Source organism: Mangrovibacterium lignilyticum, assembly GCF_010882175.1.
Classification (GTDB): Bacteria; Bacteroidota; Bacteroidia; order Bacteroidales; family Prolixibacteraceae; genus Mangrovibacterium; species Mangrovibacterium lignilyticum.
On record NZ_WKLH01000001.1, the window covers coordinates 1,300,073 to 1,322,275 of the forward strand.

At 42.4% G+C, this 22,203-nt stretch carries 19 protein-coding genes and 1 tRNA gene; 3 read left to right on the top strand and 17 right to left on the bottom strand.

Annotated features, from left to right (window positions below; translation table 11 throughout):
• Positions 1 to 95 precede the first annotated feature (95 nt).
• The 4 genes from GJV22_RS05325 to GJV22_RS05340 all read right to left on the bottom strand — a co-directional run bounded on the left by GJV22_RS05325 (position 96) and on the right by GJV22_RS05340 (position 3,461).
• Positions 96 to 1,385 (bottom strand): class I SAM-dependent methyltransferase, encoded by a 1,290-nt coding sequence (locus tag GJV22_RS05325; protein ID WP_163709749.1) that lies wholly within the window; start codon positions 1,383 to 1,385, stop codon positions 96 to 98.
• Between the two features lie 82 nt (positions 1,386 to 1,467).
• On the bottom strand, positions 1,468 to 1,938 hold the full coding sequence (gene queF / locus GJV22_RS05330) for a preQ(1) synthase (protein WP_163709752.1): 471 nt from the start codon (positions 1,936 to 1,938) through the stop codon (positions 1,468 to 1,470).
• Positions 1,939 to 2,034: 96 nt separating this feature from the next.
• Positions 2,035 to 2,694, bottom strand: a complete 660-nt coding sequence (queC, locus tag GJV22_RS05335) for a 7-cyano-7-deazaguanine synthase QueC (RefSeq protein ID WP_163709754.1) — start codon at positions 2,692 to 2,694, stop codon at positions 2,035 to 2,037.
• Positions 2,695 to 2,780: 86 nt separating this feature from the next.
• Positions 2,781 to 3,461: a queuosine precursor transporter gene (locus GJV22_RS05340; protein ID WP_163709758.1), complete on the bottom strand. Its 681-nt coding sequence runs from the start codon at positions 3,459 to 3,461 to the stop codon at positions 2,781 to 2,783.
• 304 nt (positions 3,462 to 3,765) lie between these two features.
• On the opposite strand from GJV22_RS05340, the gene GJV22_RS05345 reads away from it, so the two are divergent.
• On the top strand, positions 3,766 to 5,025 hold the full coding sequence (locus GJV22_RS05345) for a DEAD/DEAH box helicase (protein ID WP_163709760.1): 1,260 nt from the start codon (positions 3,766 to 3,768) through the stop codon (positions 5,023 to 5,025).
• Positions 5,026 to 5,109: 84 nt separating this feature from the next.
• On the opposite strand, the gene GJV22_RS05350 is transcribed toward GJV22_RS05345, so the two are convergent.
• From GJV22_RS05350 to GJV22_RS05410, 13 genes are all read right to left on the bottom strand, one after another.
• Positions 5,110 to 6,762, bottom strand: coding sequence for an AMP-binding protein (locus tag GJV22_RS05350; protein WP_163709763.1), 1,653 nt, complete (start codon positions 6,760 to 6,762; stop codon positions 5,110 to 5,112).
• Positions 6,763 to 6,789: 27 nt separating this feature from the next.
• Positions 6,790 to 7,365 (bottom strand): helix-turn-helix domain-containing protein, encoded by a 576-nt coding sequence (locus tag GJV22_RS05355; protein ID WP_163709766.1) that lies wholly within the window; start codon positions 7,363 to 7,365, stop codon positions 6,790 to 6,792.
• Positions 7,366 to 7,500: 135 nt separating this feature from the next.
• Positions 7,501 to 10,038 (bottom strand): alpha-glucan family phosphorylase, encoded by a 2,538-nt coding sequence (glgP, locus tag GJV22_RS05360; protein WP_163709769.1) that lies wholly within the window; start codon positions 10,036 to 10,038, stop codon positions 7,501 to 7,503.
• Between the two features lie 153 nt (positions 10,039 to 10,191).
• On the bottom strand, positions 10,192 to 11,562 hold the full coding sequence (locus tag GJV22_RS05365; protein ID WP_163709771.1) for a glycoside hydrolase family 57 protein: 1,371 nt from the start codon (positions 11,560 to 11,562) through the stop codon (positions 10,192 to 10,194).
• Between the two features lie 15 nt (positions 11,563 to 11,577).
• Entirely contained in the window at positions 11,578 to 12,870 is a 1,293-nt protein-coding gene (locus GJV22_RS05370) for a glycosyltransferase family 4 protein (protein ID WP_163709774.1), read from the bottom strand.
• Between the two features lie 32 nt (positions 12,871 to 12,902).
• On the bottom strand, positions 12,903 to 14,849 hold the full coding sequence (locus GJV22_RS05375) for an amylo-alpha-1,6-glucosidase (RefSeq protein ID WP_163709777.1): 1,947 nt from the start codon (positions 14,847 to 14,849) through the stop codon (positions 12,903 to 12,905).
• Positions 14,850 to 14,959: 110 nt separating this feature from the next.
• A complete protein-coding gene (locus GJV22_RS05380; protein ID WP_163709780.1) occupies positions 14,960 to 15,961 on the bottom strand; it encodes a GSCFA domain-containing protein in 1,002 nt (333 codons plus the stop codon).
• A gap of 62 nt (positions 15,962 to 16,023) precedes the next feature.
• A complete protein-coding gene (locus GJV22_RS05385; RefSeq protein ID WP_238480285.1) occupies positions 16,024 to 18,054 on the bottom strand; it encodes an alpha amylase C-terminal domain-containing protein in 2,031 nt (676 codons plus the stop codon).
• Between the two features lie 194 nt (positions 18,055 to 18,248).
• Positions 18,249 to 18,320 (bottom strand) — tRNA-Gly (locus GJV22_RS05390).
• A gap of 53 nt (positions 18,321 to 18,373) precedes the next feature.
• Positions 18,374 to 18,862 carry a YdeI/OmpD-associated family protein gene (locus GJV22_RS05395; protein ID WP_163709783.1) on the bottom strand — a complete coding sequence of 163 codons (489 nt, stop codon included), beginning with the start codon at positions 18,860 to 18,862 and terminating at the stop codon, positions 18,374 to 18,376.
• Between the two features lie 3 nt (positions 18,863 to 18,865).
• Positions 18,866 to 19,807: a tRNA epoxyqueuosine(34) reductase QueG gene (gene queG / locus GJV22_RS05400; RefSeq protein ID WP_163709785.1), complete on the bottom strand. Its 942-nt coding sequence runs from the start codon at positions 19,805 to 19,807 to the stop codon at positions 18,866 to 18,868.
• Between the two features lie 78 nt (positions 19,808 to 19,885).
• Complete coding sequence (locus GJV22_RS05405; protein WP_163709789.1) at positions 19,886 to 20,191, bottom strand: metal-sulfur cluster assembly factor; 306 nt, start codon at positions 20,189 to 20,191, stop codon at positions 19,886 to 19,888.
• A gap of 11 nt (positions 20,192 to 20,202) precedes the next feature.
• A complete protein-coding gene (locus GJV22_RS05410) occupies positions 20,203 to 20,625 on the bottom strand; it encodes a SufE family protein (protein WP_163709792.1) in 423 nt (140 codons plus the stop codon).
• Between the two features lie 204 nt (positions 20,626 to 20,829).
• On the opposite strand from GJV22_RS05410, the gene rbr reads away from it, so the two are divergent.
• Complete coding sequence (gene rbr / locus GJV22_RS05415) at positions 20,830 to 21,405, top strand: rubrerythrin (protein ID WP_163709795.1); 576 nt, start codon at positions 20,830 to 20,832, stop codon at positions 21,403 to 21,405.
• A 65-nt stretch (positions 21,406 to 21,470) separates the two neighbouring features.
• A complete protein-coding gene (locus tag GJV22_RS05420) occupies positions 21,471 to 22,124 on the top strand; it encodes a Crp/Fnr family transcriptional regulator (RefSeq protein ID WP_163709799.1) in 654 nt (217 codons plus the stop codon).
• The last annotated feature ends 79 nt before the right edge of the window (positions 22,125 to 22,203 follow it).

Genomic DNA, 22,203 nt, shown 5'->3' on the forward strand with positions numbered 1-22,203 from the left:
CTTAAAAAGTCTTAAAAAATACTATTCTGGAGTATATACAACCAGATCAAGAGACTACGAAAACAAACCTGGTTTTGCAGGCCATACAAAAAGTGTTATTTCTTTCCAATCCGTACAAACAGGGAGTAATAAAAAGGATCGGCATTGGTCATTGACTTAACCTCAAAACCTGTATTATGCAAAACATTTAGAAACTCGTCCCATATTTCAGATTGCACAAAAGCATCTGATGCTTCGTTCCAAAGTGCATTGGCATACAAAATCTTGTCACCGAAAAAGGCGGCAATTCTTTGTCCAACTCCGGCATCTCCTTGTTTTTGTTTAAGCTCATCTTTCAAACTTTCAATGCCTGCATAATATTGGCAGATCAAAATCGACCCGGAATCGTTCAACTCTCCGGCTAGCTTTTTAAATAGTTGTTCTTTCTGCTTGTTGCTAAAATAAAAGAGCACATAATTTAGCAAGACCAGATCAACCCGCGTCCCAAGCTCAACATCAAAAACATTTTGGTTCGCAACCTCAATTGTTGCGCTATCGGCAAAGCGCTCCCTGGTTTCTTCACACACCTTGTGCTGCAATTCAATGCCCAAAATATGTGCTTCGGGCAGTTGTTGATTGACAGCATCCATGTAATTCCCATAACCGCAGCCGATATCCAATACTTCACGAACCGGATGATCTGAATTGATTTCTGATATACAATCCTGAAAACGTGTTTTGGTGAAATTCTGAAAAGCATTTCGTCCGGACTCGGTATAATAGCTGTCGTCTAGCGGTGACGAGATTTTATGTGGAAGCTGCAAGCAGAGCAGATGTTTTAAAGTCTCAGCCAATCTGATTTCATAATCCAGTTGCTGGTTCGCAATCATTTTCCACCAGCTTTTCCCGGTAGGGATATTCACTGATGAACCGGGATTTCGATACAGCCGAATCAACTGATTGACAAGCTGAACGTTTTTCAATTTCGAATGGAGAAATGAGGGGAGTTGACCAAACGCTGACTCAGCCGTTTCAATCCAATCAGACAGCTGCTGGAAATCGGCTGACGAAAGCCTCGAGTAAGGCTCCCGAAATACGAAACTATCGCCCTGCAATTCAATCAATTCATATTCGTAAAGCATGGCCAGAAAAGAACGCATCAGACGATGCTCCTGCTTCTGTGTCAATCCCTGCTGAAGGGATTCAACTAACTTATTTCGGTCAATTAGGCTGAGTGAAAGGATATCCAGAAAGTCGCAAAAAGCTTGAAAATAAGTCAGCTTGAAGTGCATCTTCCCTGCTGGAACACTTTTCACAATTGCGATTAAAGCTTTCTCCTTTAGTCCAAGTGTACGGGGCTCGCAAAAAGCCGGTGCTTTTGAATCTAGTCTGTCAAAACGGATCATTTGTTTGCTGTATTGGTCAAACAGGCAAACAATCGAAAGCCATTTTGTTTCAGAATTCTTGAAAACTTGTCAGGCCGAACGATCAACGATTCGTGATCGTCTCCGGATTTAAATCATGATTTTGCATGCGATACCAAGCCAACTCTTCAAACTTAGTACCCGGTTTTCCATAGTTTGAATATGGATCGATGCTGATTCCTCCGCGTGGCAAGAATTTCCCCCAAACCTCAATGTATTTCGGGTCCATTAATTTAATCAGGTCTTTCATGATAATGTTGATACAATCTTCATGAAAATCGCCGTGGTTACGGAAACTGAAGAGGTACAATTTCAGCGATTTGCTTTCCACCATTTTTTCGCCGGGAATGTAACTGATATAGATTGTCGCAAAATCAGGCTGCCCGGTGATCGGACACAAACTGGTAAACTCCGGAGCATTGAATTTCACCCAATAATCATTTTGCGGGTGTTTATTATCGAATGTTTCCAGCACTTCCGGACTGTAATTAAATCCGTAATTGGTTTCGCTTCCTAAATGTTTCAAATTGTCCATATCGCTATAAGTTTCAGGTTCCGTTCCCGGTAACGACCAGGTAAATTTCAAATTGCCGGGTTATAAATCGAAGAGGTAATCTTCACACTAGCCGAATCAGCCTCTTTTCCTCAAATAGCTTTCCAAGCCGTTTTTGCGCAATTTACAAGACGGACAATTCCCACATCCATCTCCAATAATCCCATTGTAGCAGGTCAGGGTCTGAGTGCGAACGAGATCAAAAACGTCCAACTGATCTGCCAATTGCCAAATCTCTTCCTTGTTCCGCCACATTAAAGGGGTATGAATTTCATACGGAAAATCCATCGACAGATTCAAAGTCTGGTTCAGCGACCGGATAAATTCGTCCCGACAATCGGGGTAACCACTGTAATCAGCTTGCCCCACACCCGTTACGAGATGATGAATATCTTTCGACTTGGCATAAACCGCAGCATAAGTCAAGAACAACATATTCCGCCCCTCAACCAATGTATTTGGTGGACGATGATCGGGTTTATCAATCTCAACATCCACTTCCGGGTTGGTAAGTGCATTACTTGTAATCTGGCTCAGCAAATCAAGCTTCAAAACACGTAGGGGAACCCCCGCATCAGCAGCAATTTTCTGTGCCACCTCCAATTCCAATCGATGTTTTTGACCGTAATCGAACGAAACGGCTTCAACCTCTTCAAACTTTTTCAAGGCCCAGAACAGACAGGTTGTTGAGTCCTGTCCACCGGAAAATACCACTAATGCTTTGTTGTTTTTACTCATTTCAAAAAAAGATTTTAGACACCGGAAAGACACCTTCAATCGTTCCGTCATCTGGTGTCTGGCTTCTAATATTTTGTTCCCTATTTCTAAATCTGTTTCAGGCTGAAAGGATTATAAGAAATATCCTCATCAAAGGTATCGACTCCTTCAATCTCTTTCACCTTTTTTACAACTAAAATTGTGAATGGCAATATGATGATTTCATAAGCCGTTTTCAGCAATGCCTGCGTCACAATCATCGTCAGGATGACCGGCATCGGGAAAACTCCGATGAAGGCTATGGTTATGAAGATCATTGAGTCGGCACCCTCGCCTGCCAGCGTTGATACGATTGCCCGCAGTGAAAATCCTTTTCCCCGGGTCATCAGCTTAAACTTGCTCATCACATAGGCATTCAGAAACGAACCGGCCATGTAAGCCATCAAGCTGGCAAAAACCAAACGGATTGAACTGCCAAGGATCGATTGAAAAGCAGCCTGATTCTCGTAGAACGGAGCGGCTGGAACTGCAATTGCTATCGCGAAAAAGAATGCCGCCAGTAGATTGACTGCAAATCCGGCCCAAATAATCAGACGAGCTTTAGCATAGCCCCACACTTCCGCAATCACATCGTTGATGATGTAGGCAATCGGGAAAATTAAAACACCTGCCGGAGCCGACCAAGGACCGATCATAATGATTTTGGACGCTAAAATGTTTGCGATTAACAGACTGGCTGCGAATAATACGCCTGTCAACAGGAATAAAACTGATACTTTATTTTTCATGACTCTTGTTTTTTACGTGGTTATCAAGAACACGTGATTCATAACGGCGGCAAAGATAATGATTTAAAGAGAACTTCAAACTGCTGTAATCGATTGACCGTTCGCAGGTTGACAATCTTCATCCGGAACTAAATTGAAACCGGAACTAAATTCAGTATCGCAGTTAGTTGCTAATCACTTAGACAACCCTGTGCTAATGCATTATCTGACAAAAATTGTTATTTTTGCATGAAGAACAGAAAGAGCAAGATCTCTCACCGGTCGACTATTCTTTTTCATGTGCTAAGAAATTTATCCCTCTTTTATGAAGTTTCACGAGTTTGATTTACACGACGATATTTTAGATGCCTTGTATGATATGGGTTTTGACGAGGCCACCCAAGTTCAGGAACACACCATTCCTTTGATTCTTGAAGGTCACGACATGATTGGCTGTGCCCAAACCGGTACTGGTAAAACAGCTGCCTTTATGCTGCCAATCATTGAAAAAGTATCGCAACTGGATCCCGGCAAAACCCGGGCGCTGATTATCGTTCCTACGCGTGAATTGGCTATCCAAATCGAACAGCAAGTACAAGGTTTTTCGTATTATGCCGGAACAACTTCATGTGCCATTTATGGCGGTGGCGATGGAAAAGAGTGGGAAGTGCAACGAAAAGCTCTGGATAAAGGAGTTGACATTATTGTTGCCACTCCCGGAAAATTGATCTCATTTATTGACAACGATATTGCCCAGCTAAAAGACGTTGAATATGTGGTTTTGGATGAGGCTGACCGGATGCTTGACATTGGGTTTCACGATGATATCATCCGTATTTTCAGCCACCTGCCTGTCAAACGCCAAACACTGATGTTCAGTGCGACCATGCCTCCAAAGATCCGTCAGCTTGCTGCAAAAGTGCTGAAAGATCCGAAGGAATTTGCGGTTGCCATCAGCAAACCGGCCGAGGGCGTTTTACAGGCGGCCTACGTTTGTCACGAAGATCAGAAATTACCACTCATTCAAAGCCTGATTGCGGGAAAAGACGATTGCCAAAGCATTATCGTGTTCTCGTCAACCAAGCGGAAAGTGAACCTGATTGTTCGTGCCTTGCAAAAGAAAGGGCTGGATGCACAGGGAATCTCGTCTGATTTGGAACAAAAAGAACGGGAAGAAGTATTGATGAAGTTCCGCGCACGCCAAACCCGCATCATTGTAGCAACCGATGTACTTAGCCGTGGGATCGATATTAAAGATATCAATCTGGTTGTTAATTTCGATGTTCCGGGTGACGCTGAAGACTACGTGCATCGAATCGGTCGTACTGCCCGTGCCAACACTACCGGAATCGCACTGACCTTTGTGAATGAAGACGACATGTACAAATTTCAGCAAATTGAAGCGCTGATTGAAAGTGAAGTTTTCAAAGCCCCGCTTCCTCCCGAACTCGGTGAAGGACCTGAGTGGAAAGTCATTCAAAAACGAAAGGGTGGAAAAAAAGGGAACTTCAAGAAAAAAGGCAACTATGGCGGAGGCAACAAACGCCCTCAAAAGAACTCCGGCCCCGGTGGAAACCGGTCGTAACCGCTCATTTCAATATCTTTCAGTATAAACTTCAAAACAGGGCAATTGAGTACACTTAACTCTTTGCCCTTTGTAAAGGGTCGATTACACCAGCTTGACACCTCGTTCTTCGAGTAGCTGAACCCCAAGGCCTTTCAATTTATATTTTTGAATCTTCCCGCTGGCTGTCATCGGGAATTGCTCGACAAAGAAAACATACTTAGGAATTTTAAACCGGGCAATTTGTCCACGGCAATATTCCTGAACTTCCTCTTCCGAAAGCGATTGGCCTTTCTTCAATTTAATGAAAGCTCCAACTTGTTCTCCGTATCTAGGACTGGGAATTCCGGCAACCTCCACGGCCTCAACCGCCGGAAGTTTGAATAAGTAGTTTTCGATCTCCCGCGGATAAATATTTTCGCCACCACGAACAATCATATCTTTTATACGACCAGTGATCCGGTAGAAACCATCGTCGCCTCTCACTCCCAAATCTCCGGAATGCAACCAACCATCCCTGTCGATTGCCTTGTTTGTAGCCTCTTCGTTTTTGTAATAGCCTTTCATGACATTGTAACCACGACAACAAACTTCACCCTGAACATTATCGGGACATTCTTCCCCGGTCTCCGGATCGAAAATGGCAACCTCAACATTCGGGTATTCAAAACCAACTGTTGTTGCCCGAGCTTCGGGTGAGTTATGTGTGCGGGTCGCTGTCATACCGGGCGATGATTCCGTCAAACCATACACGCTGATGATGTCTTTCATATTCATTTTATCCATCACCTGCTTCATGGTTTCAATCGGGCAAAGTGCCCCGGCCATGATACCGGTCCTTAAGCTGCTCAGATCGAACATATCAAACATCGGGTGATGCAATTCGGCGATAAACATTGTTGGAACGCCATACAACGCCGTGCATTTCTCTTTCTCGACAGATGCCAGTACCATTAAGGGATCAAAGTCTTCAACGATGACCATGGTTGCTCCGTGCGTGACGATGGCACACAGAGCCAACACACATCCAAAACAGTGGAAAAATGGTACGCAGACCAATAAACGATCGGCCGAGGTATACCGTAAACATTCGCCGGTTGCCTTTCCGTTATTCAGAATATTGTGGTGCGACAACATCACTCCTTTTGGAAAGCCTGTCGTTCCTGAAGTATATTGCATATTGACGACATCGTGAGGAGAAACAGTATTCTTTAGTTCTTCCAGTTCCAGATCATCCAAATGGCTTCCCAAAAGCATGAGTTCGGCGGTATTGAACATTCCCCGATGTTTCTCCTGACCGATGAATACCACATTTTTCAATTTTGGAAACTTGACGGCCTTCAATTCACCGCGGGGATGATTTTTCAAGTTCGGAACCAGCTCGAATATCATGTTCACATAATCGCTGTCGCGGTAACTGTCAATCATGCACAAGGTATGAATATCAGCATCACGCAACAGGTACTCCAGCTCGGTCAACTTATAGTTGGTATTGATGGTGACCAATACCGCTCCGATCTTTGCAGTTGCGAACATAAAGGTCAACCAATCGGGCACATTATTTCCCCATATTCCTACTTTATCATCTCTACCCACACCAATATACATGAGCCCTTTGGCCATTTGATTGACCCGGTCGTTAAACTCGCTGTAGGTAAACCTTAAATTTCGGTCAGGATAGACGATAAATTCCTTTTCGGGTGTTTCGAACGCATATTTCTCCAGGATGCCACCCAAGGTATAGTCGATTAACTGCATGCTCTTTTAGTTGAAGGTTTAGTAGATTCAGAACGGCGTATATAAAACAACCAAAACACGTGCTTTGTGAGTATTGGCAGCATGTACGTTATGCATGACAATTGAGTCAAGATAGATACTGTCGCCCGTATTCAACCGGTAGAGGTCCTTCCCGTAATTAATTTCAACCTGCCCATCCAAAACATAGATGAACTCTTCGCCCTCGTGCGTTGACAATTTATAGTCGGATTGCTCCGAAGGCTCTATTTCAACAATAAAGGGTTCCATATTCCGGCCTACCTTATCGGCTGCCAGTGAAAAGAAATTGAGGTGCTCCCGCGAGCCGTTTTCCACTGATGTAAAACGAACTCCTGTTGAGTGATCTCCGGCACGTACGACGACTGGCCCCAAATGATCATTATCGTCTAAAAATGTCCCTAGCCGCACTCCCAGTGCCCTGGCAATTTTAATCAGGGGAGACAGAGAGGGGATAATACCCTCTGCCTCAATTCTTTGAAGTTGGCTAAGTTGCAGTCCGCTACGGTCGGCCAAATCTTCTATGCTCAACTTTTGATTGGTACGTATCTGTTTAATTTTTACGCCAAGGTTGTTTTCTTCAGCCATAACTTGGTTTTCTTAAGGTGACAAGCAAAATTAATTTTATTTTGAAAGACCTCAAATCTTAGCATCTGTCTTTTAACATCAAAAAAAAGAGGCAAACGTTATGTTTGCCTCTTTGTATGGTATATCAGTAAAATATTATAACCATCTCAAAAATTTGAAATCCTGACGATGCGGTAAATTCACGTTTTTAGGATAAAGACGCAAACCATAATTATATGATCCAGGTTCCATCAGTTGGATATTCAGATGATAGGTACTTTTGCCTGTCCCCGCTGTTTCCGGTTCAAACTCCAAGGTGTCCATTAGTTCCATCTGACCATTTTCGCCCGTAGACGTGATGATCATTTCCAAACCAATATCATCGGTTGAAAGTGATTTTAAGTCCAGTACAGCACTGGCCGTATAACTTTCACCGATTTTCAGTGCATTGGTAATTCCATCAGAAAATTGGACATTAACAACCTCAATATCGTCCCAAGCTTCGGTCACGGTATCTTTCCAGGCAGCCAGTTCTTTTGCCAACTTATAATCATCAGCGATCAAACTATTGTAACGTTTCGCCTGAGGATTATAAAAGCGAACCTGATAGTCACGAATCATACGGGTTGTTGTGAAATTCGGTGCAACCTGACCGATAGTGTTTTTCACAACACTCACCCATTCTTCAGAATACCCTTTATCATTCTGATCGTAATAAGCTGGTACAATTTCATCTTCAAAGATGTTGTAGAGTGTTTCAGCATCCAACTCATCCTGCAAATCCTGAACATCGTAAGTCCGCTCCATTGGCAACATCCAGCCGGCACCTTCCTTGTAACCTTCAACCCACCATCCATCAAGCACCGAGAAGTGAATTGTCCCGTTCATAACACCTTTCTCACCACTGGTACCTGAAGCTTCCAATGGACGGGTTGGGGTATTCAACCAAATATCGACTCCTTGCAACAATGTTTTTGCCAGGTTGATATCGTAGTTTTGAACGAAAATGATTTTCCCAAGGAAGTCGGGACGTTTCGAGATTTCAACAATATATTTAATCAGGTCCTGTCCGGCCTTATCGGCAGGGTGTGCTTTACCGGCAAAGATAAACTGCACCGGACGATCCGGATCATTTACAATTTTTGAAAGTCGGCCTAAGTTTCTGAACAGCAGGTGTGCCCGTTTGTAAGTCGCAAAACGACGCGCAAAACCAATGGTCAGTGCATTCGGGTTTATTTCGCTGAGAATATCAGAAATCAATTTCGGATTTTCGTGCCGCTTAACCCAGCTATCTGCAAAACGAATTTTGATGTAATCAATCATCTTGAGCTTCAAGCTCTTCTTCAGATTCCAGATTTCTTCATCCGGCACTTTATATATCTTCTCCCATAAATCGAAGTCAAGCTGTCCTTCAACAAATGACTTTCCGAAATACTTCAGGTGTAACTCCTTCCACTCCTTCGCTGTCCAGGTCGGGTAATGCACTCCGTTGGTCACGTAACCAATGTTGAGTTCTTCCGGAAGGAATCCTTCATACATGTGTTTCAGAATGTCTTTTGACACTTCGCCGTGCAACCAACTTACTCCGTTTATTCCCTGCGACAAATTTGCCGCCAGGTAACTCATATTGAAATGATCTTCTGCCGGATTAGTCTTACCAAGCATGATGAAATCGTCCCAGCTAAGACCTAATTTCTCGGCATAGAAACTCATATAACCGCGGAACAAATCGTTGTGAAACGAATCATGTCCGGCAGGAACAGGAGTGTGTGTTGTAAACAATGTCGAAGCACGAACAACTTCTTTTGCCTGGGCATAGCTCAACCCTTTGTCAGCAATAAAGTCTTTCATACGCTCCAAACCAATCATGGCTGCATGTCCTTCGTTACAGTGGTAAAGTTCCGATTCGAAGCCTAACTTGCGTAAAGCACGAATTCCTCCTAAACCAAGCAACATTTCCTGTTTCAGACGATTTTCATTATCACCACCATAGAGATGATGGGTCACAAAACGGTCTTCATCGCGGTTCTCATCAAAATCCGCATCCAACAGATATAAGCTGATACTTCCCACGTTAGTTTCCCAAAGGCGTGCCTTCAGGTTTCTTCCAGGGTATTCTACTTCAACTTGAATCCAGTTTCCATCTTTATCAAAAACCGGATGAACCGGAGCCTTGTTGAATTCCTGAGCATCGTAATTGGCCATCTGGTCACCATGAATGGAGATCACCTGCTTAAAGTAACCATAGCGATACAATAAACCAACCGCTACAAGATTCACTTTCGAATCACTGGCTTCTTTCAAATAGTCACCAGCCAAAATACCTAGTCCACCCGAGAATATCTTTAAGCTATCATGCAGACCGTACTCCATACTGAAATACGCCACATGAGGGCCTTCCAAATTCTTACGATCATCTAAATACTGCTGTAAATGCTTACTAACAGCCTGTATTTTGGCCACATAGACATCATCGTTTTCCAGCTCCAGGAATCGCTGATAGCCCACTTTATCCAGCAGATCAATTGGATTGTGTGCTGTTTCCTCCCAGATTTCCGGGTCGATAACTTCAAATAACTCGCGAGCATCAGAATTCCATGCCCACCACAAGTTTTTGCTCAACTCTTTCAGAGGAGCTAATTTCCCGGGAATGTTTGATTCTACAAACAGTTTCTTCCAATTTGGTATTTCCACAACAAGTTCTTTTTTAAGATTTCAACGTAACATAGCATAACCAACCACTACTGTTATTCTTACAATTAGCAAAACACAGCTCTAATCAATGATTAATTATCCAAAATCTTTTTGTGAAGATTTAAACAGATTACATCAAATCAGGGTTTAACATCAATCTTTCTTGGTTGATTTAGTTGCGGCCTTTTTTGGTTTAGTAGCGTCAGGCTTCTTCGCTTTGTTTTTTTTAACGGTGCTAGCCTGCAAACTCTTTAATTCAAGTTCGTATTTTCTAAGTTTTTCTTCCTTTTCGATTAATAGCTTATTTAAAGCTGCAATCTCTTTTTCAACCTTACTTTCAGGAACAAAACTATTCAACCGAAGTTCAAAGTCACTCAACACATTCATATAATTAATGAAAGCTTCATATGGACTTTCGAACGGATTATACGTTCGTAAAGGGTCCCCATCTGAGAAGAACTTCGTATTCATATAGTAAAAATGATTACACACTTGCAGGTATTCCCAGTCTTTAATCAAAGCGGCATCATCTACATTGTGCATTCTGGGCTCCAATTTGTAAAGTTTATCAAAAGCCTCTTGCTGTAATTCATTTCCTAACCAAATGGATAAATCCCGCTCCTCATTTGACCAGGAAATCGGATATGGTACACTAACCAATGAAATCGGCTGAAATAACTCTGCGACTTCTGACGGGGTAGCGAATTTAAGATCGGAATATTTGGCAACTGCAGCCGGCAATTCTTCCAGAAATTTTAAAATTCCGGTAGCGTCAGGTTGATGTTCGCCTAAGGTGCCATAATCCATAAAAAGATTAACAACTTCATCCTTAGTATCTGCATTCAGCCAACCCACAAACTTCTCTGGAGTAAGCGGATATTCGCTCCAGGCTTGGTTTGAAAAACGGAACGACAAATCATCGCTCATCTGAAAATTGCGCATTAATAACTTTAGCCGTGGATTTGCGGCACTACAATAAACATAGTTGGGCGATTTCCAGCCCAATACATGCTTCGGTCCTTCGGTTAACATGGCTTTATAGCCCATATCGGCAACCAAGCCACCTATCTCGTCGGAGTATATTTTCTCGGTATTACTGAAAACTTTAGGATCCTGTCCAAAGTACTTTCTGATTAACGCGGCATGCTTCTCCACTTGTTTCTTGAACAAATCGTGGCTTTTTAAGGCGACCAGTGAATGAGCATAAGGTCCGGCCAAAAACTCAACTTGTCCGGTCTCGGCCAGTTCAATAAAGGAATCCAGAACCTCGGGTGCATAAAGCTCGAATTGCTCCAAAGCTATCCCGGAAATCGAAAAGCTAACTTTAAAAGCGTTCTTATTTTTTTTGATGAGATCAAGCAAAATTTTATTCGCAGGCAAATATGAGTGATCAGCCACTTTTCGCAAAATGGTTTCATTGGAATAGTCATCATAGTAGTAATGGTCATTCCCGATATCGAAGAAACGGTATCTACGAAAACGAAAGGGTTGATGCACCTGGAAGTTTAAACAAATGGCTCTCATAGTATTATTCCTTTATTACTCGTTAATCAAAGCTTTACAATATACATCGCGAACATTTTTGGCAGAGTTTTTCCACTGCAGGTTATCAACTTCCTGCTTGCCATATTTCATAAATACGTTCCACAGTGCCGGATAATTGAGCAGACCATAAATAGCATCGGCCATAGCATGTGTATCCCAATAATCTATTTTTACGGCGTAATTCAAAATTTCTGAAACTCCGGATTGATGTGAAATAATTACCGGAACATTAGACTGCATCGCCTCCAGCGGGACAATCCCAAATGGCTCCGATACAGATGGCATTACAAATACATCACTCATCCTGAACATATCAAACACATCGTCTCCTTTAAGGAAACCTGTGAAATGGAACCGATCACTGATTTTCAGTGCTGCAGCTCGTTTCACCATGGCATCCATCATATCACCACTACCGGCCATCACAAAACGAACATTATTCATTTTCTTCAACACCAGATTTGCTGCTTCAACGAAGTACTCAGGACCTTTTTGCATTGTTATTCGCCCCAGGAAAGTCACGATTTTCTCGTCGACTCCCTTCTTCAACCTGATCTTTTCTTCGGCACTAACCGGCTCTACAGCATTGTAAACTGTAGTTACTTTTTCCGGATCAATGCCATAGCGTTCTATGACAATTTTCCGGGTCAGGTTACTTACTGTGATAATCTGATCAGCAGCATCCATTCCCTTTTTTTCAATTTCGTAAACCTGCGGATTCACACTTCCACCACTCCGATCAAAATCGGTGGCATGAACATGAATCACCAAGGGTTTACCACTGATTTCTTTAGCCGCGATTCCGGCTGGATAAGCCAACCAATCGTGTGCATGTATCAGATCAAACTCGCTATCCCGTGCGATTACCTCTGCCACCAGCGAATACTTATAGATTTCGTGTAGCAGGTTATTATCATACTTTCCTGAAAATTCCAACTTCCCCTCTTCGTCAGTTTCAACAAAACGTGTTGACTCTGTATACTTCTTACTGCTTAATTTCCAAAATTCTTCGGGATCGACATATGGAACCATACCCGACTCAACTTCATAATAATCAATCTTTTTCTGAAGACTTTCAAAATGAACTTTCTTCCGCGTAATCGCCACATTATTTGCTCCAATCAATTCCATGCTCGACTGTTCTTCGTCACCGTATGCCTTGGGAACAACAAAAGTAACTTCCACGTCTTTAAACGCAGCCAATCCTTTGGTCAGCCCATAACAAGCTGTACCTAAACCTCCTGAAATATGCGGAGGAAACTCCCACCCAAACATTAATACTTTCATACGCCTATGGAACTATTGAAATTAAACAAACATTATTCATCAAAATCGACCAACATCCGAACGACCCGTGCAATCGCAGCAACGCTCCATGCCTGAGAAATGGCCCCTTTAGCTACATGCGGAGGGTTGCCTGTATACATTTCAGCAATGGATCCAATACAATGCTCAGACATACTGTTTTCATAATCTTCTAAAATGCGTTTTGCGACATGCAAACCTCCTCGCCTATGAATACGCAGATAAGCTTCCACGAAAAACTGAATCAACCATGGCCAAACAGCTCCCTGGTGAATAACCTTTTCGCGTTGCGCAATACTGCCGTCAATAGCACCCTCATAGCGAGGATCTTCAGGGCTAAGTGTTCTCAATCCCCTTGGGGTTAACAACTGTTTTTTGACAACACTCAACACAGATTTCTGTTTTTCACGATCCAACGGTGTATAATCCATCGCTGCCGCAATTACCATATTTGGACGTATCGTCCAATCTTTATTAGTTAAACTGACGGAATCGGCCAGAAAATGTTCCGATTCACACCAGAATTGATCGATAAATGATTTTGCAATGATTGCGGGAAGTTCGTCCCACTCCTTGATGAATGCGTCATCCTGATTGGCCTTTGCCAACTCAAGCGACAGGCAAACAGCATTATACCAAAGAGCATTTACTTCCACAGGCATACTGTTTCGCTTCACAACTGGCTCCCCATCAACAACAGAATCCATCCAGGTCAGTGGCATATTGAGTTGTTCAGAACCTACAAGGCCATTGTCGTACATATGAATTCCATGGTCTGTTCCTTCCCGATATGCGCTGAGTATTTCTTTCATTGCCGGGCCATACTTGATCCAGATAAACTTGGCACATTTGACATCAGTGTACAAGTGCTGAACTGCCCAGAAAAACCACAATGGTGTGTCCAGTGCCGCATAACCGCTTTCTGGTTTCCCGAAAAGTTTCGGGAACAAGCCATTTTTCAGCCCGGTTAGTTGTGATTCCAAAATCTGCTCAAACGTTTCCCGGTCGTCGTGTTTCAATGTAAGACCTGGAAGTGCGACAAAAGTTTGTCGCGTAATACCGCCATACCAGGGAAAACCGGCAATAACATCTGTATGCTTTCCGCTTCGCATTATGAATTGCCGGGCGGAATTATTTATGCTGTTTAAAAATGAATTGCGTGGAATCCTGCTGTTGTACTCCTTCGTAAACTTAGCTTTTAGAGCCCCTGCTTTGGCCTCAACAGTTGAAGCGGAGAAAATGACACTTTCTCCTTTTTTAATCGGAATTTCAAAATAGCCAGGAACGTACAAATCTTCCTGGTAGTCAAACCCACGCTCTTTTTCCTTTTGATATTCAATATTGTTGTACCAATGCGGTACCGGAACAAATTCAGCCTCCTTAGAAAACTGCATATGTAAAAAGGGATAACCTTCGTACAACTTTATCTTAATTCCATTGGCAACGGGTGTGTATTTTGTATTGGCATACAAATTTGCTTTACTCAACTCATGGATGCTTCTGAAGGCTAAAAAAGGCTTGAAACGCAAGGTTGTTGGAGAGTTTGCTTCAACAAGTGTGTAGCGTACAAGAGCTTGCTCTTCATTCTCCACTAACAGTCGTTCTTTAGTCAACACCACTCCACCTACTCGCCAGGTTGTTTTTGGGATAACCTCAGCGTCGAAATCGCGGATATATTTATGTCCCTTAGGTTCGAATTTATCTCCTTCATACTTATGAATACCAAGATTAAATTCGGCACCATGCTGAATAACGGTTTCGTCCAGGGAACTTAGTAGCAGATGCTTATCTGTTGATAGTTCCGACACCGGACAGATCAACAAACCATGATATTTACGGGTATTACAGCCCGCAATTGTGGTACTAATATACGATCCTGCACGGTTTGCCCGCAGTACTTCTCTGGTTAGTGAATACTCCAGATTGACCAAATTACTTTTATCAAATTTCAAATAGCTCATAACTTTTCAGACTTTAGCCTAAAAATTTAATTATTGTGACAATTATCAGAAATTAACTGGGATGATTTGCTACAAACATACTGAAAGATTTTTAAAGAAAAATATCAGCATTATTTACATCCGTTCAATTCCTTTTGAAAATATTCTTTTTCATTTTGAAGGTTAAGATAAGGGAAATTAATTGTTAATTCCTTTATCTTCTTCATATTCTGTGTTAAAAAAATTGAATACTCCGGAGCATCTTTCCGGAATGGTTTATGATTGATCGCCTTCCTAATTTTTGAAATTTTAGCCATCAATTCAATACTCTTTTTATCGATTAAACTTTGCTGAAATTTTAACCAAATATGATCGACTGCAACAGGCGATAAATGCACTAAATCCGCAGCATAGAAACGATAATCACGCAACTCATCCATTACAATTTCATAGGATGGAAAATAGCTACAACACTCCTTTCCATAGCTCTTTACAAGCTGATCAACGGCCAACAACAAAGTCGATTTACTCAATTGATTCCCGCTTGCACCATCTTTCAAATGACGAATAGGGCTGACGGTAAATACAAATTTCAACTTTGAGTTAAATTTCAGCAGTACTGTTAACAAATCCCTAAATCGTTCAACAATCTCTTCCAATGTTAAGCGATACCGGATAAAATCGGAAGCAGGAGATTTATGACAATTGGCAACCACCTTACCGGTCTCTTTCAGATCGAAAACCCAAGCCGTTCCAAATGTAATTATGACATAATCTGCGTCCAGCAAAAACTGGTGCCCACATTCAACCTGTTTGTTAATTTTAGTTAAAGTTTCTTCAGCCGAACTACCTGAATACCTGCTATGAAAATCATAACTTCCCCATTGTCCACTTTGTTCAAACAAATCGGCTTCCGTATAAGCCCGTTTTTCAACCAATGCCTGCAGACTATTCGCAACAGACATGGGATTATAGACAATTCCAAACGGATTAATGAGTGTCTGAAAGTTCAATTCAGCCATCTTTCCACCAATATTCTCCGTAAAACAGGATCCCAGAAACAGAATTTTGTTGGAATAGTCCAACTTCCATTTATAGTCGGCAAGCTCTACTTCTGTAAAATATTGATTCATATGTTATCACTTCCAAATTTAAAATTCAATCTTCGTGCCTTCACCTTCAAATCTCGTTCTTCTTACCTGATTCTTTTAAATTCTTCTTTCTTTAACACCATCGCAGTTCGGGCCGGCAAATACAAATTCAAATAATGCTGACTGTCAATCCCCGCAAACGGACGAGTATAATATGTCATTCCATGGTCAATTCGCCCTTGACCACCAAATCGCTCTTCATCGGTATCGAAGAGTACCTTGAATTTCGAGGCTTCCAATGGAATACCATAACCCGTATATGAATTTGTAGGATTGAAATTGAAAATGATCAGAAAATCACCTCGTTGAAAAGCGAGTATCTGGTCTTCCTTATTGTCAAATCGCCAACGAACTACCGGAATAGACAACAAGCCGCTCTTTCGAATCCACTGCATCATTTCCCGATCAAAATCGGCCAGCCAATGAAAACGCAGATTTGGGTCATCGGCAAGATTCCATAACCGACGGGCATGCTTAAAGGACCAATCATTACCCTCTCGCGGGAAATCAATCCACTCAGGGTGCCCAAATTCATTGCCCATGAAATTGAGGTAGGAACCTCCGGCGCTTGAAGCTGTTGCTAAGCGAATCATTTTATGAAGCGCAATACCCCTATCAACCGTCAAATTGGGTTGATCTTTACGCATACTGAAATACATTTCCTTATCAATCAATCGAAAGATGATGGTTTTATCTCCCACCAAAGCCTGGTCGTGCGACTCGGCATAACTCACGACTTTCTCATCCAATCGTTTCGAGGTTAATTCGTAAAAGATTTGGCCAACATCCCAATTCTCATCAGGAACTTCTTTGATCAGTTTGATCCAAAAATCAGGAACCCCCATTGCCATGCGGTAATCGAAGCCGAAACCACCATAATCCTGTGGACTGGCCAATCCCGGCATGCCACTCATCTCTTCTGCAATCGACAAAGCATGAGGGTTGATCTCGTGAATCAATTTATTAGCCAAGTAGAAATAACTCGTCGCTTCAACATCGACGTTGGCATTATAATAATCGGCATAGCCCGTAAAAGCTTTGCCCAATCCATGATCGAAATATAACATGCTGGTCACGCCATCGAAACGATAACCATCGAACTTAAACTCTTCAAGCCAATACCGAATATTGGAAAGTAAAAAATGTAGTACTTCATTTTTACCGTAATTGAAGCAGTAAGAATCCCAAGCCGGATGCTCCCCTTTAAGGCCATTGTGAAAAAACTGGTAACGGGTCCCATCGTATTTTCCAAGCCCTTCATTTTCGTTCTTGACAGCATGAGAATGGACCAAATCGATGATCACTGCTATTCCCATACCATGTGCCGCATCAATCAAGGCTTTGAGTTCACCGGGCGTTCCGAAACGCGACGACGGTGCAAAAAAACTGGAAACGTGATATCCGAAACTTCCGTAATAAGGATGTTCCGGGATAGCCATTAATTGAACCGTATTGTAACCAGCCTCTTTAATTCGAGGCAAAACATGCATGCGAAATTCGTTATATGTATGAACACGCTCTTCTGCGCCAGCCATTCCAATATGACTTTCGTAAATCAGAGGAGCTTCCTCACCCCGATTAAAATCGGTATTTATCCATTCATAAGGCTCATCGGGACCCCAGACCTGTGCACTAAATATCTTTGTTTCGTCATCTTGCACGGCCCGATTCACCCAAGCGGGGATACGGGTTCCACTACCGCCTTCCCAGTGAATAGAGAATGCATACAGATCGCCGTGCTTCAACTGGTCCTGTGCGAGCTGCAATTCCCAATTTCCATTGCCCACAGGCAAAAAACGATAAGTTTCGTCTTGTTTCCAATTATTGCAATCTCCGATCAGGTAAATGGCAGTTGCATTTGGTGCCCAATCGCGAAGTATCCAGCCTTCATCAGTTCGGTGAAGACCATAATATAAATAACCGCTTGCAAAATCACGCAGGCTTCCGCCATTTGTCAATTCCTGCTCTTTACTAATAGCAGCTTCAAAGCGTGATAATATCTCCGATGCATGATTTTTTAACCAAGGGTCGTGTTCGATTAGTTTCAAGGTATCCATAGCTGCTTGCTTTTCCATAAAGATAGGGAATTACTCTTTGCTCCGCCCTCAAAAACCGCCATTTTTCAAAGATTTTACAACAGTTTTATATTCATGCTTCTTGTGATTTTGACACCTTGGAGCTGAATACTGACAGCACTTTCCGGAACCGAGACTTTTATAGAAAAAAGAAAATCAGCCAATTATCGACAGACAAAAGACTGATTTTCCTGAGCGGGAAACGGGGATCGAACCCGCGGCCCTCAGCTTGGGAAGCTGATGCTCTACCACTGAGCTACTCCCGCAAATTTTGATCAAATGTAAAGTATTTTTTAATTCATTATTCCACCGGAGCCAATTATTCTAATTTTTGCCCGGGGTAAAACCCAACCCGGACACGCTGAATAAAATTCTCGATTCGTTTCACCCGAGTTTCGGGTCTTTTAGCTTGGTTGATGTAGTTCACGATGCCTTCCTTATAAGAAAAGGATAAAGCCTCAAACTTCTCCTTCAGCTCCTGATCTTCATCCAGCAGCCATTGGAAATCCTCGGGTACTTCCAGCACCTTCGGCGACAGATCCTGCTCAACGACCATGCGGACTTCATCACCCTCTTTTTTACCAACCTTCTTCAATATTTCTTTGCGGATATAAATTGCATGCTCGCTGTTCCCAATCGGAACCAAACTGCCTGTTTTATGCACACCGTCAATCCAGCAATTGATACGTACCGGCCCGCCAGTTCCGAATTCCTTGCGTACATCAAATGGAAATCCCGCAAAGGTACCCGGAATGCCTCGTTCCATCGGGAACAAAATGGTACTGTATTCAAAGCGTTTTATCGCCATAGCTTATTCTGACTGTTTTTCTGATTGAATAAATTTCAAATTCCGCATCAATCCACTGTACTTGGTCCGTTTTACAGCTGATTTCCGGAAAAGCTCCGCGAAAAGAGACTCGTCCATATTCGTCCACTCATTCCGGCTCAGGCCCATCAGTTTCGGGTGCGGATCAAAAGCTTCCTCATCGTGCGGTTCCGATTTCAAATTCCAGGGGCAAACATCCTGGCAGATGTCGCAACCAAACACCCGATCATCAAATTTCCCAGACAGGGCTTCATCAATCTCACCGCGCTGTTCGATGGTCTGGTACGAAATGCACCGCCGGGCATCCACCACATAAGGCTTTATAATGGCTTGTGTCGGGCAAGCATCAATGCAGCGCGTGCAATTTCCACAGTGATTACTTACAATTCTTTCGTCGGGTTCCAGCTCCAAATCAATCAGTAATTCTCCAATAAAGAAGAAACTCCCGTGTTCAACGGAGATCAGGTTCGTATTTTTACCAATCCAGCCCAATCCGGCTCGTACCGCCCAAGCTTTGTCGAGCACCGGCGCCGAGTCTACAAAAGCCCGTGCGTTGCAAGGTGCAATCTCATCCTGAATAAACCTGAGCAGATCTTTCAGCTTATCTTTCAAAACAAAATGGTAATCTGTACCATAGGCATATTTCGACAGGACAGGTGCTTCCGGATCTTTTTGCGTCTCTTTGGGATAATAATTCAGCAAAACTGAAATCACCGACTTTGTTCCTTCGTGCAACAGCCGGGGATCCAACCGTTTTTCGCGGTTTCGGCTCATGTATTCCATTTCTCCCTGCATCCCTTCAGCAAGCCATTTTTCGAGCCGGGCTTGTTCTTCTGCCAAATAATCAGCTTTTGAAATTCCACAGGCCAAAAACCCGATATCCAGCGCCTTTTCCTTAATACGTTCTCGTTGTTCTCGCTTGTCCATCAGGCAACAAGGTATAAAAAAACCCGGATTGTCCGGGTTTATAATTGAAAGCTTTTCACGAAGTACTCAATCAATATCTTAAAAGAATCCCAATTCCAAACGGGCTTCTTCACTCATCATCGATTTGTCCCATGGCGGCTCAAACGTTAACTCAACATGAGCATCTTCTATTCCTTCAACAGCCAACGCTGCCTGGCGGGTATCTTCAACCAGCATATCGGCAACCGGGCATCCCGGAGCTGTTAAAGTCATGATGATATTGGCTTTATTGGTTTCATCAACGTCGACATTGTAAACCAAACCCAAATCATATATATTGACCGGAATCTCCGGATCATAAACATCTTTCATTTTCTCAATAATCAGATCAATTCTGTTATCCATATTATATCCTCCTATTCTGAAATCTTCTTATAAGCAACAGCGTACAACTTGATTTGTTTGATCATGGCAACTAAGCCATTTGATCGCGTTGGCGACAAATGTTGCTTAAGACCAATGTCATCAACAAAATGAAATTCACTACCCAAAATCTCATCGGGCGTATGTCCGGAAACCACCCTCAACAATAGGGCCACCAAACCTTTTACGATCACGGCATCGCTTTCGCCCTGGAAAAATATTTTTCCGTCTTTTATCTCCGGCACCAGCCACACCCGACTTTGGCAACCTTTAATTACATATTGGTCGTTTTTCAATTTTGAATCCAATTCCGGCAAATCATTACCCAGTTCAATCAGGTAACTGTATTTATCCATCCAGTCTTCGTATATCGAAAACTCTTCGTTAATCTCTTCCTGGATTTGATCAATCGTCATAACTCGTTCTTTTAGGGTACCAAATGTCGTAAAATTTTCAGGCATCTAAAATAATCCGACCGTTTCAACGTAATAATTAAGAAAAAGAAAAGAAAAATGAATTCATTGAATAATTCTAAATTAAACTGAACCATAATTCCATGGGGTTAAATTTCGTATTTTTGATGAAAGAAGAACCAAAAATTAACTATAAAAAAGATCTCAATGAATTCATTAAAAGGGTCTCAAACAGAGAAAAACCTATTAAAAGCATTTGCCGGCGAATCACAAGCGAAGAACCGATACGAATTTTTCGCCAAACAAGCACGTGCTGAAGGACTGGAACAAATTGCTGCACTTTTTGAAGAAACCGCCATTAACGAACAGGCTCATGCCAAGCGTTTTTTTGGCTTTTTAGAAGGAGGCATGGTTGAAATTACAGCAGCTTATCCGGCAGGCCAGGTAGGAACTACATTGGAAAACCTGCAGGCTGCAGCTGATGGTGAAAACGAAGAATGGACTGAACTATATCCGGAGTTTGCCAGAATTGCCGAAGAAGAAGGATTCAAGCAAGTTGCAACGGTGTTTAAAACGATCGCTAAAATTGAAAAGCATCACGAAGAGCGCTACCGCAAATTGTACAACAATCTGGAAGAAGGCAAAGTATTTGAACGCGAAGGCAAAGTAACCTGGAAGTGTCGGGTATGCGGATTCCTGCATGAATCGGCCCGTCCGCCAAAAAAATGTCCAGCTTGCGAACATGAACAAGCTTATTTTGAGTTAGAAGCCACAAACTTTTAATATATTTGATACCGGGAATTCATTTTCCCGGTATTTTTTGCGATAAACAGGTTAACTATATATTCATGAAAAGCATTTTACCAAGCCTCGAAAAACGATTTCCGTTTTTCGAGAAAGAGTTAATCGCTGAAATGCACCAAAACAGCATTGTACAGGAATTCAACCCGGGAGATGAAATCTTACGTGAAGGTCAATATATCAAATCATTTCCCATTGTATTGGAAGGTAACATTCGAATTGTGCGGAATGACAGCGAAGGAAGAGAGCTGTTACTTTACTTTCTGAATCCGGGGGAAGCCTGCAGTATGGCGCTAACTTGTTGCGTGGGCGAACAACAAAGCAATATAAATGCTTATGCTGAACAGCAAAGCACCATAATCCGCATTCCGTCCGATTTACTGGATCATTGGATGATCAAGTATCCGTCGTGGAAAACCTACATTATGTACTCGTACAGAAAGCGCTTTGATGAACTTTTGGAAACAATCGACGCTATTGCATTTTTGGGACTGGACGAACAGCTCAGTCGTTATTTCTATGCCCGCTTTAAGGCAACCGGAGAAACTGTTTTCCAGGGAACACACCAGGAGATTGCCAATCATCTGAATACCTCGCGGGAAGTTGTTTCCCGATTATTAAAACAAATGGAGCAGAAGAAACTCATTAGTTTGAGTCGAGGAGCGATTGATTATTCTCAAATTATAAGCCTGACGGCATAATTCACTTTTAGCATTTTTTTTGCCATATGTGACACAAGTCACATTCAATCTGAATCCCGGACTATTACTTTGTCGAAAA

Excerpts from the sequence above, each read along its gene's own strand:
- GJV22_RS05340 (WP_163709758.1), bottom strand. The coding sequence starts at position 3,461 with ATGAAAAATAAAGTATCAGTTTTATTCCTGTTGACAGGCGTATTATTC.
- GJV22_RS05355 (WP_163709766.1), bottom strand. The coding sequence starts at position 7,365 with ATGGCTGAAGAAAACAACCTTGGCGTAAAAATTAAACAGATACGTACC.
- queG (WP_163709785.1), bottom strand. The coding sequence starts at position 19,807 with ATGGACAAGCGAGAACAACGAGAACGTATTAAGGAAAAGGCGCTGGAT.
- queC (WP_163709754.1), bottom strand. The coding sequence starts at position 2,694 with ATGAGTAAAAACAACAAAGCATTAGTGGTATTTTCCGGTGGACAGGAC.
- rbr (WP_163709795.1), top strand. The coding sequence starts at position 20,830 with ATGAATTCATTAAAAGGGTCTCAAACAGAGAAAAACCTATTAAAAGCA.
- GJV22_RS05345 (WP_163709760.1), top strand. The coding sequence starts at position 3,766 with ATGAAGTTTCACGAGTTTGATTTACACGACGATATTTTAGATGCCTTG.
- GJV22_RS05375 (WP_163709777.1), bottom strand. The coding sequence starts at position 14,849 with ATGAGCTATTTGAAATTTGATAAAAGTAATTTGGTCAATCTGGAGTAT.
- GJV22_RS05380 (WP_163709780.1), bottom strand. The coding sequence starts at position 15,961 with ATGAATCAATATTTTACAGAAGTAGAGCTTGCCGACTATAAATGGAAG.
- GJV22_RS05365 (WP_163709771.1), bottom strand. The coding sequence starts at position 11,562 with ATGAGAGCCATTTGTTTAAACTTCCAGGTGCATCAACCCTTTCGTTTT.
- GJV22_RS05325 (WP_163709749.1), bottom strand. The coding sequence starts at position 1,385 with ATGATCCGTTTTGACAGACTAGATTCAAAAGCACCGGCTTTTTGCGAG.
- GJV22_RS05395 (WP_163709783.1), bottom strand. The coding sequence starts at position 18,862 with ATGGCGATAAAACGCTTTGAATACAGTACCATTTTGTTCCCGATGGAA.
- GJV22_RS05385 (WP_238480285.1), bottom strand. The coding sequence starts at position 18,054 with ATGGAAAAGCAAGCAGCTATGGATACCTTGAAACTAATCGAACACGAC.
- GJV22_RS05350 (WP_163709763.1), bottom strand. The coding sequence starts at position 6,762 with ATGCAGTTAATCGACTATACCTTGGGTGGCATCCTGGAGAAATATGCG.
- GJV22_RS05370 (WP_163709774.1), bottom strand. The coding sequence starts at position 12,870 with ATGAAAGTATTAATGTTTGGGTGGGAGTTTCCTCCGCATATTTCAGGA.
- GJV22_RS05405 (WP_163709789.1), bottom strand. The coding sequence starts at position 20,191 with ATGGATAACAGAATTGATCTGATTATTGAGAAAATGAAAGATGTTTAT.
- queF (WP_163709752.1), bottom strand. The coding sequence starts at position 1,938 with ATGGACAATTTGAAACATTTAGGAAGCGAAACCAATTACGGATTTAAT.
- GJV22_RS05410 (WP_163709792.1), bottom strand. The coding sequence starts at position 20,625 with ATGACGATTGATCAAATCCAGGAAGAGATTAACGAAGAGTTTTCGATA.
- GJV22_RS05420 (WP_163709799.1), top strand. The coding sequence starts at position 21,471 with ATGAAAAGCATTTTACCAAGCCTCGAAAAACGATTTCCGTTTTTCGAG.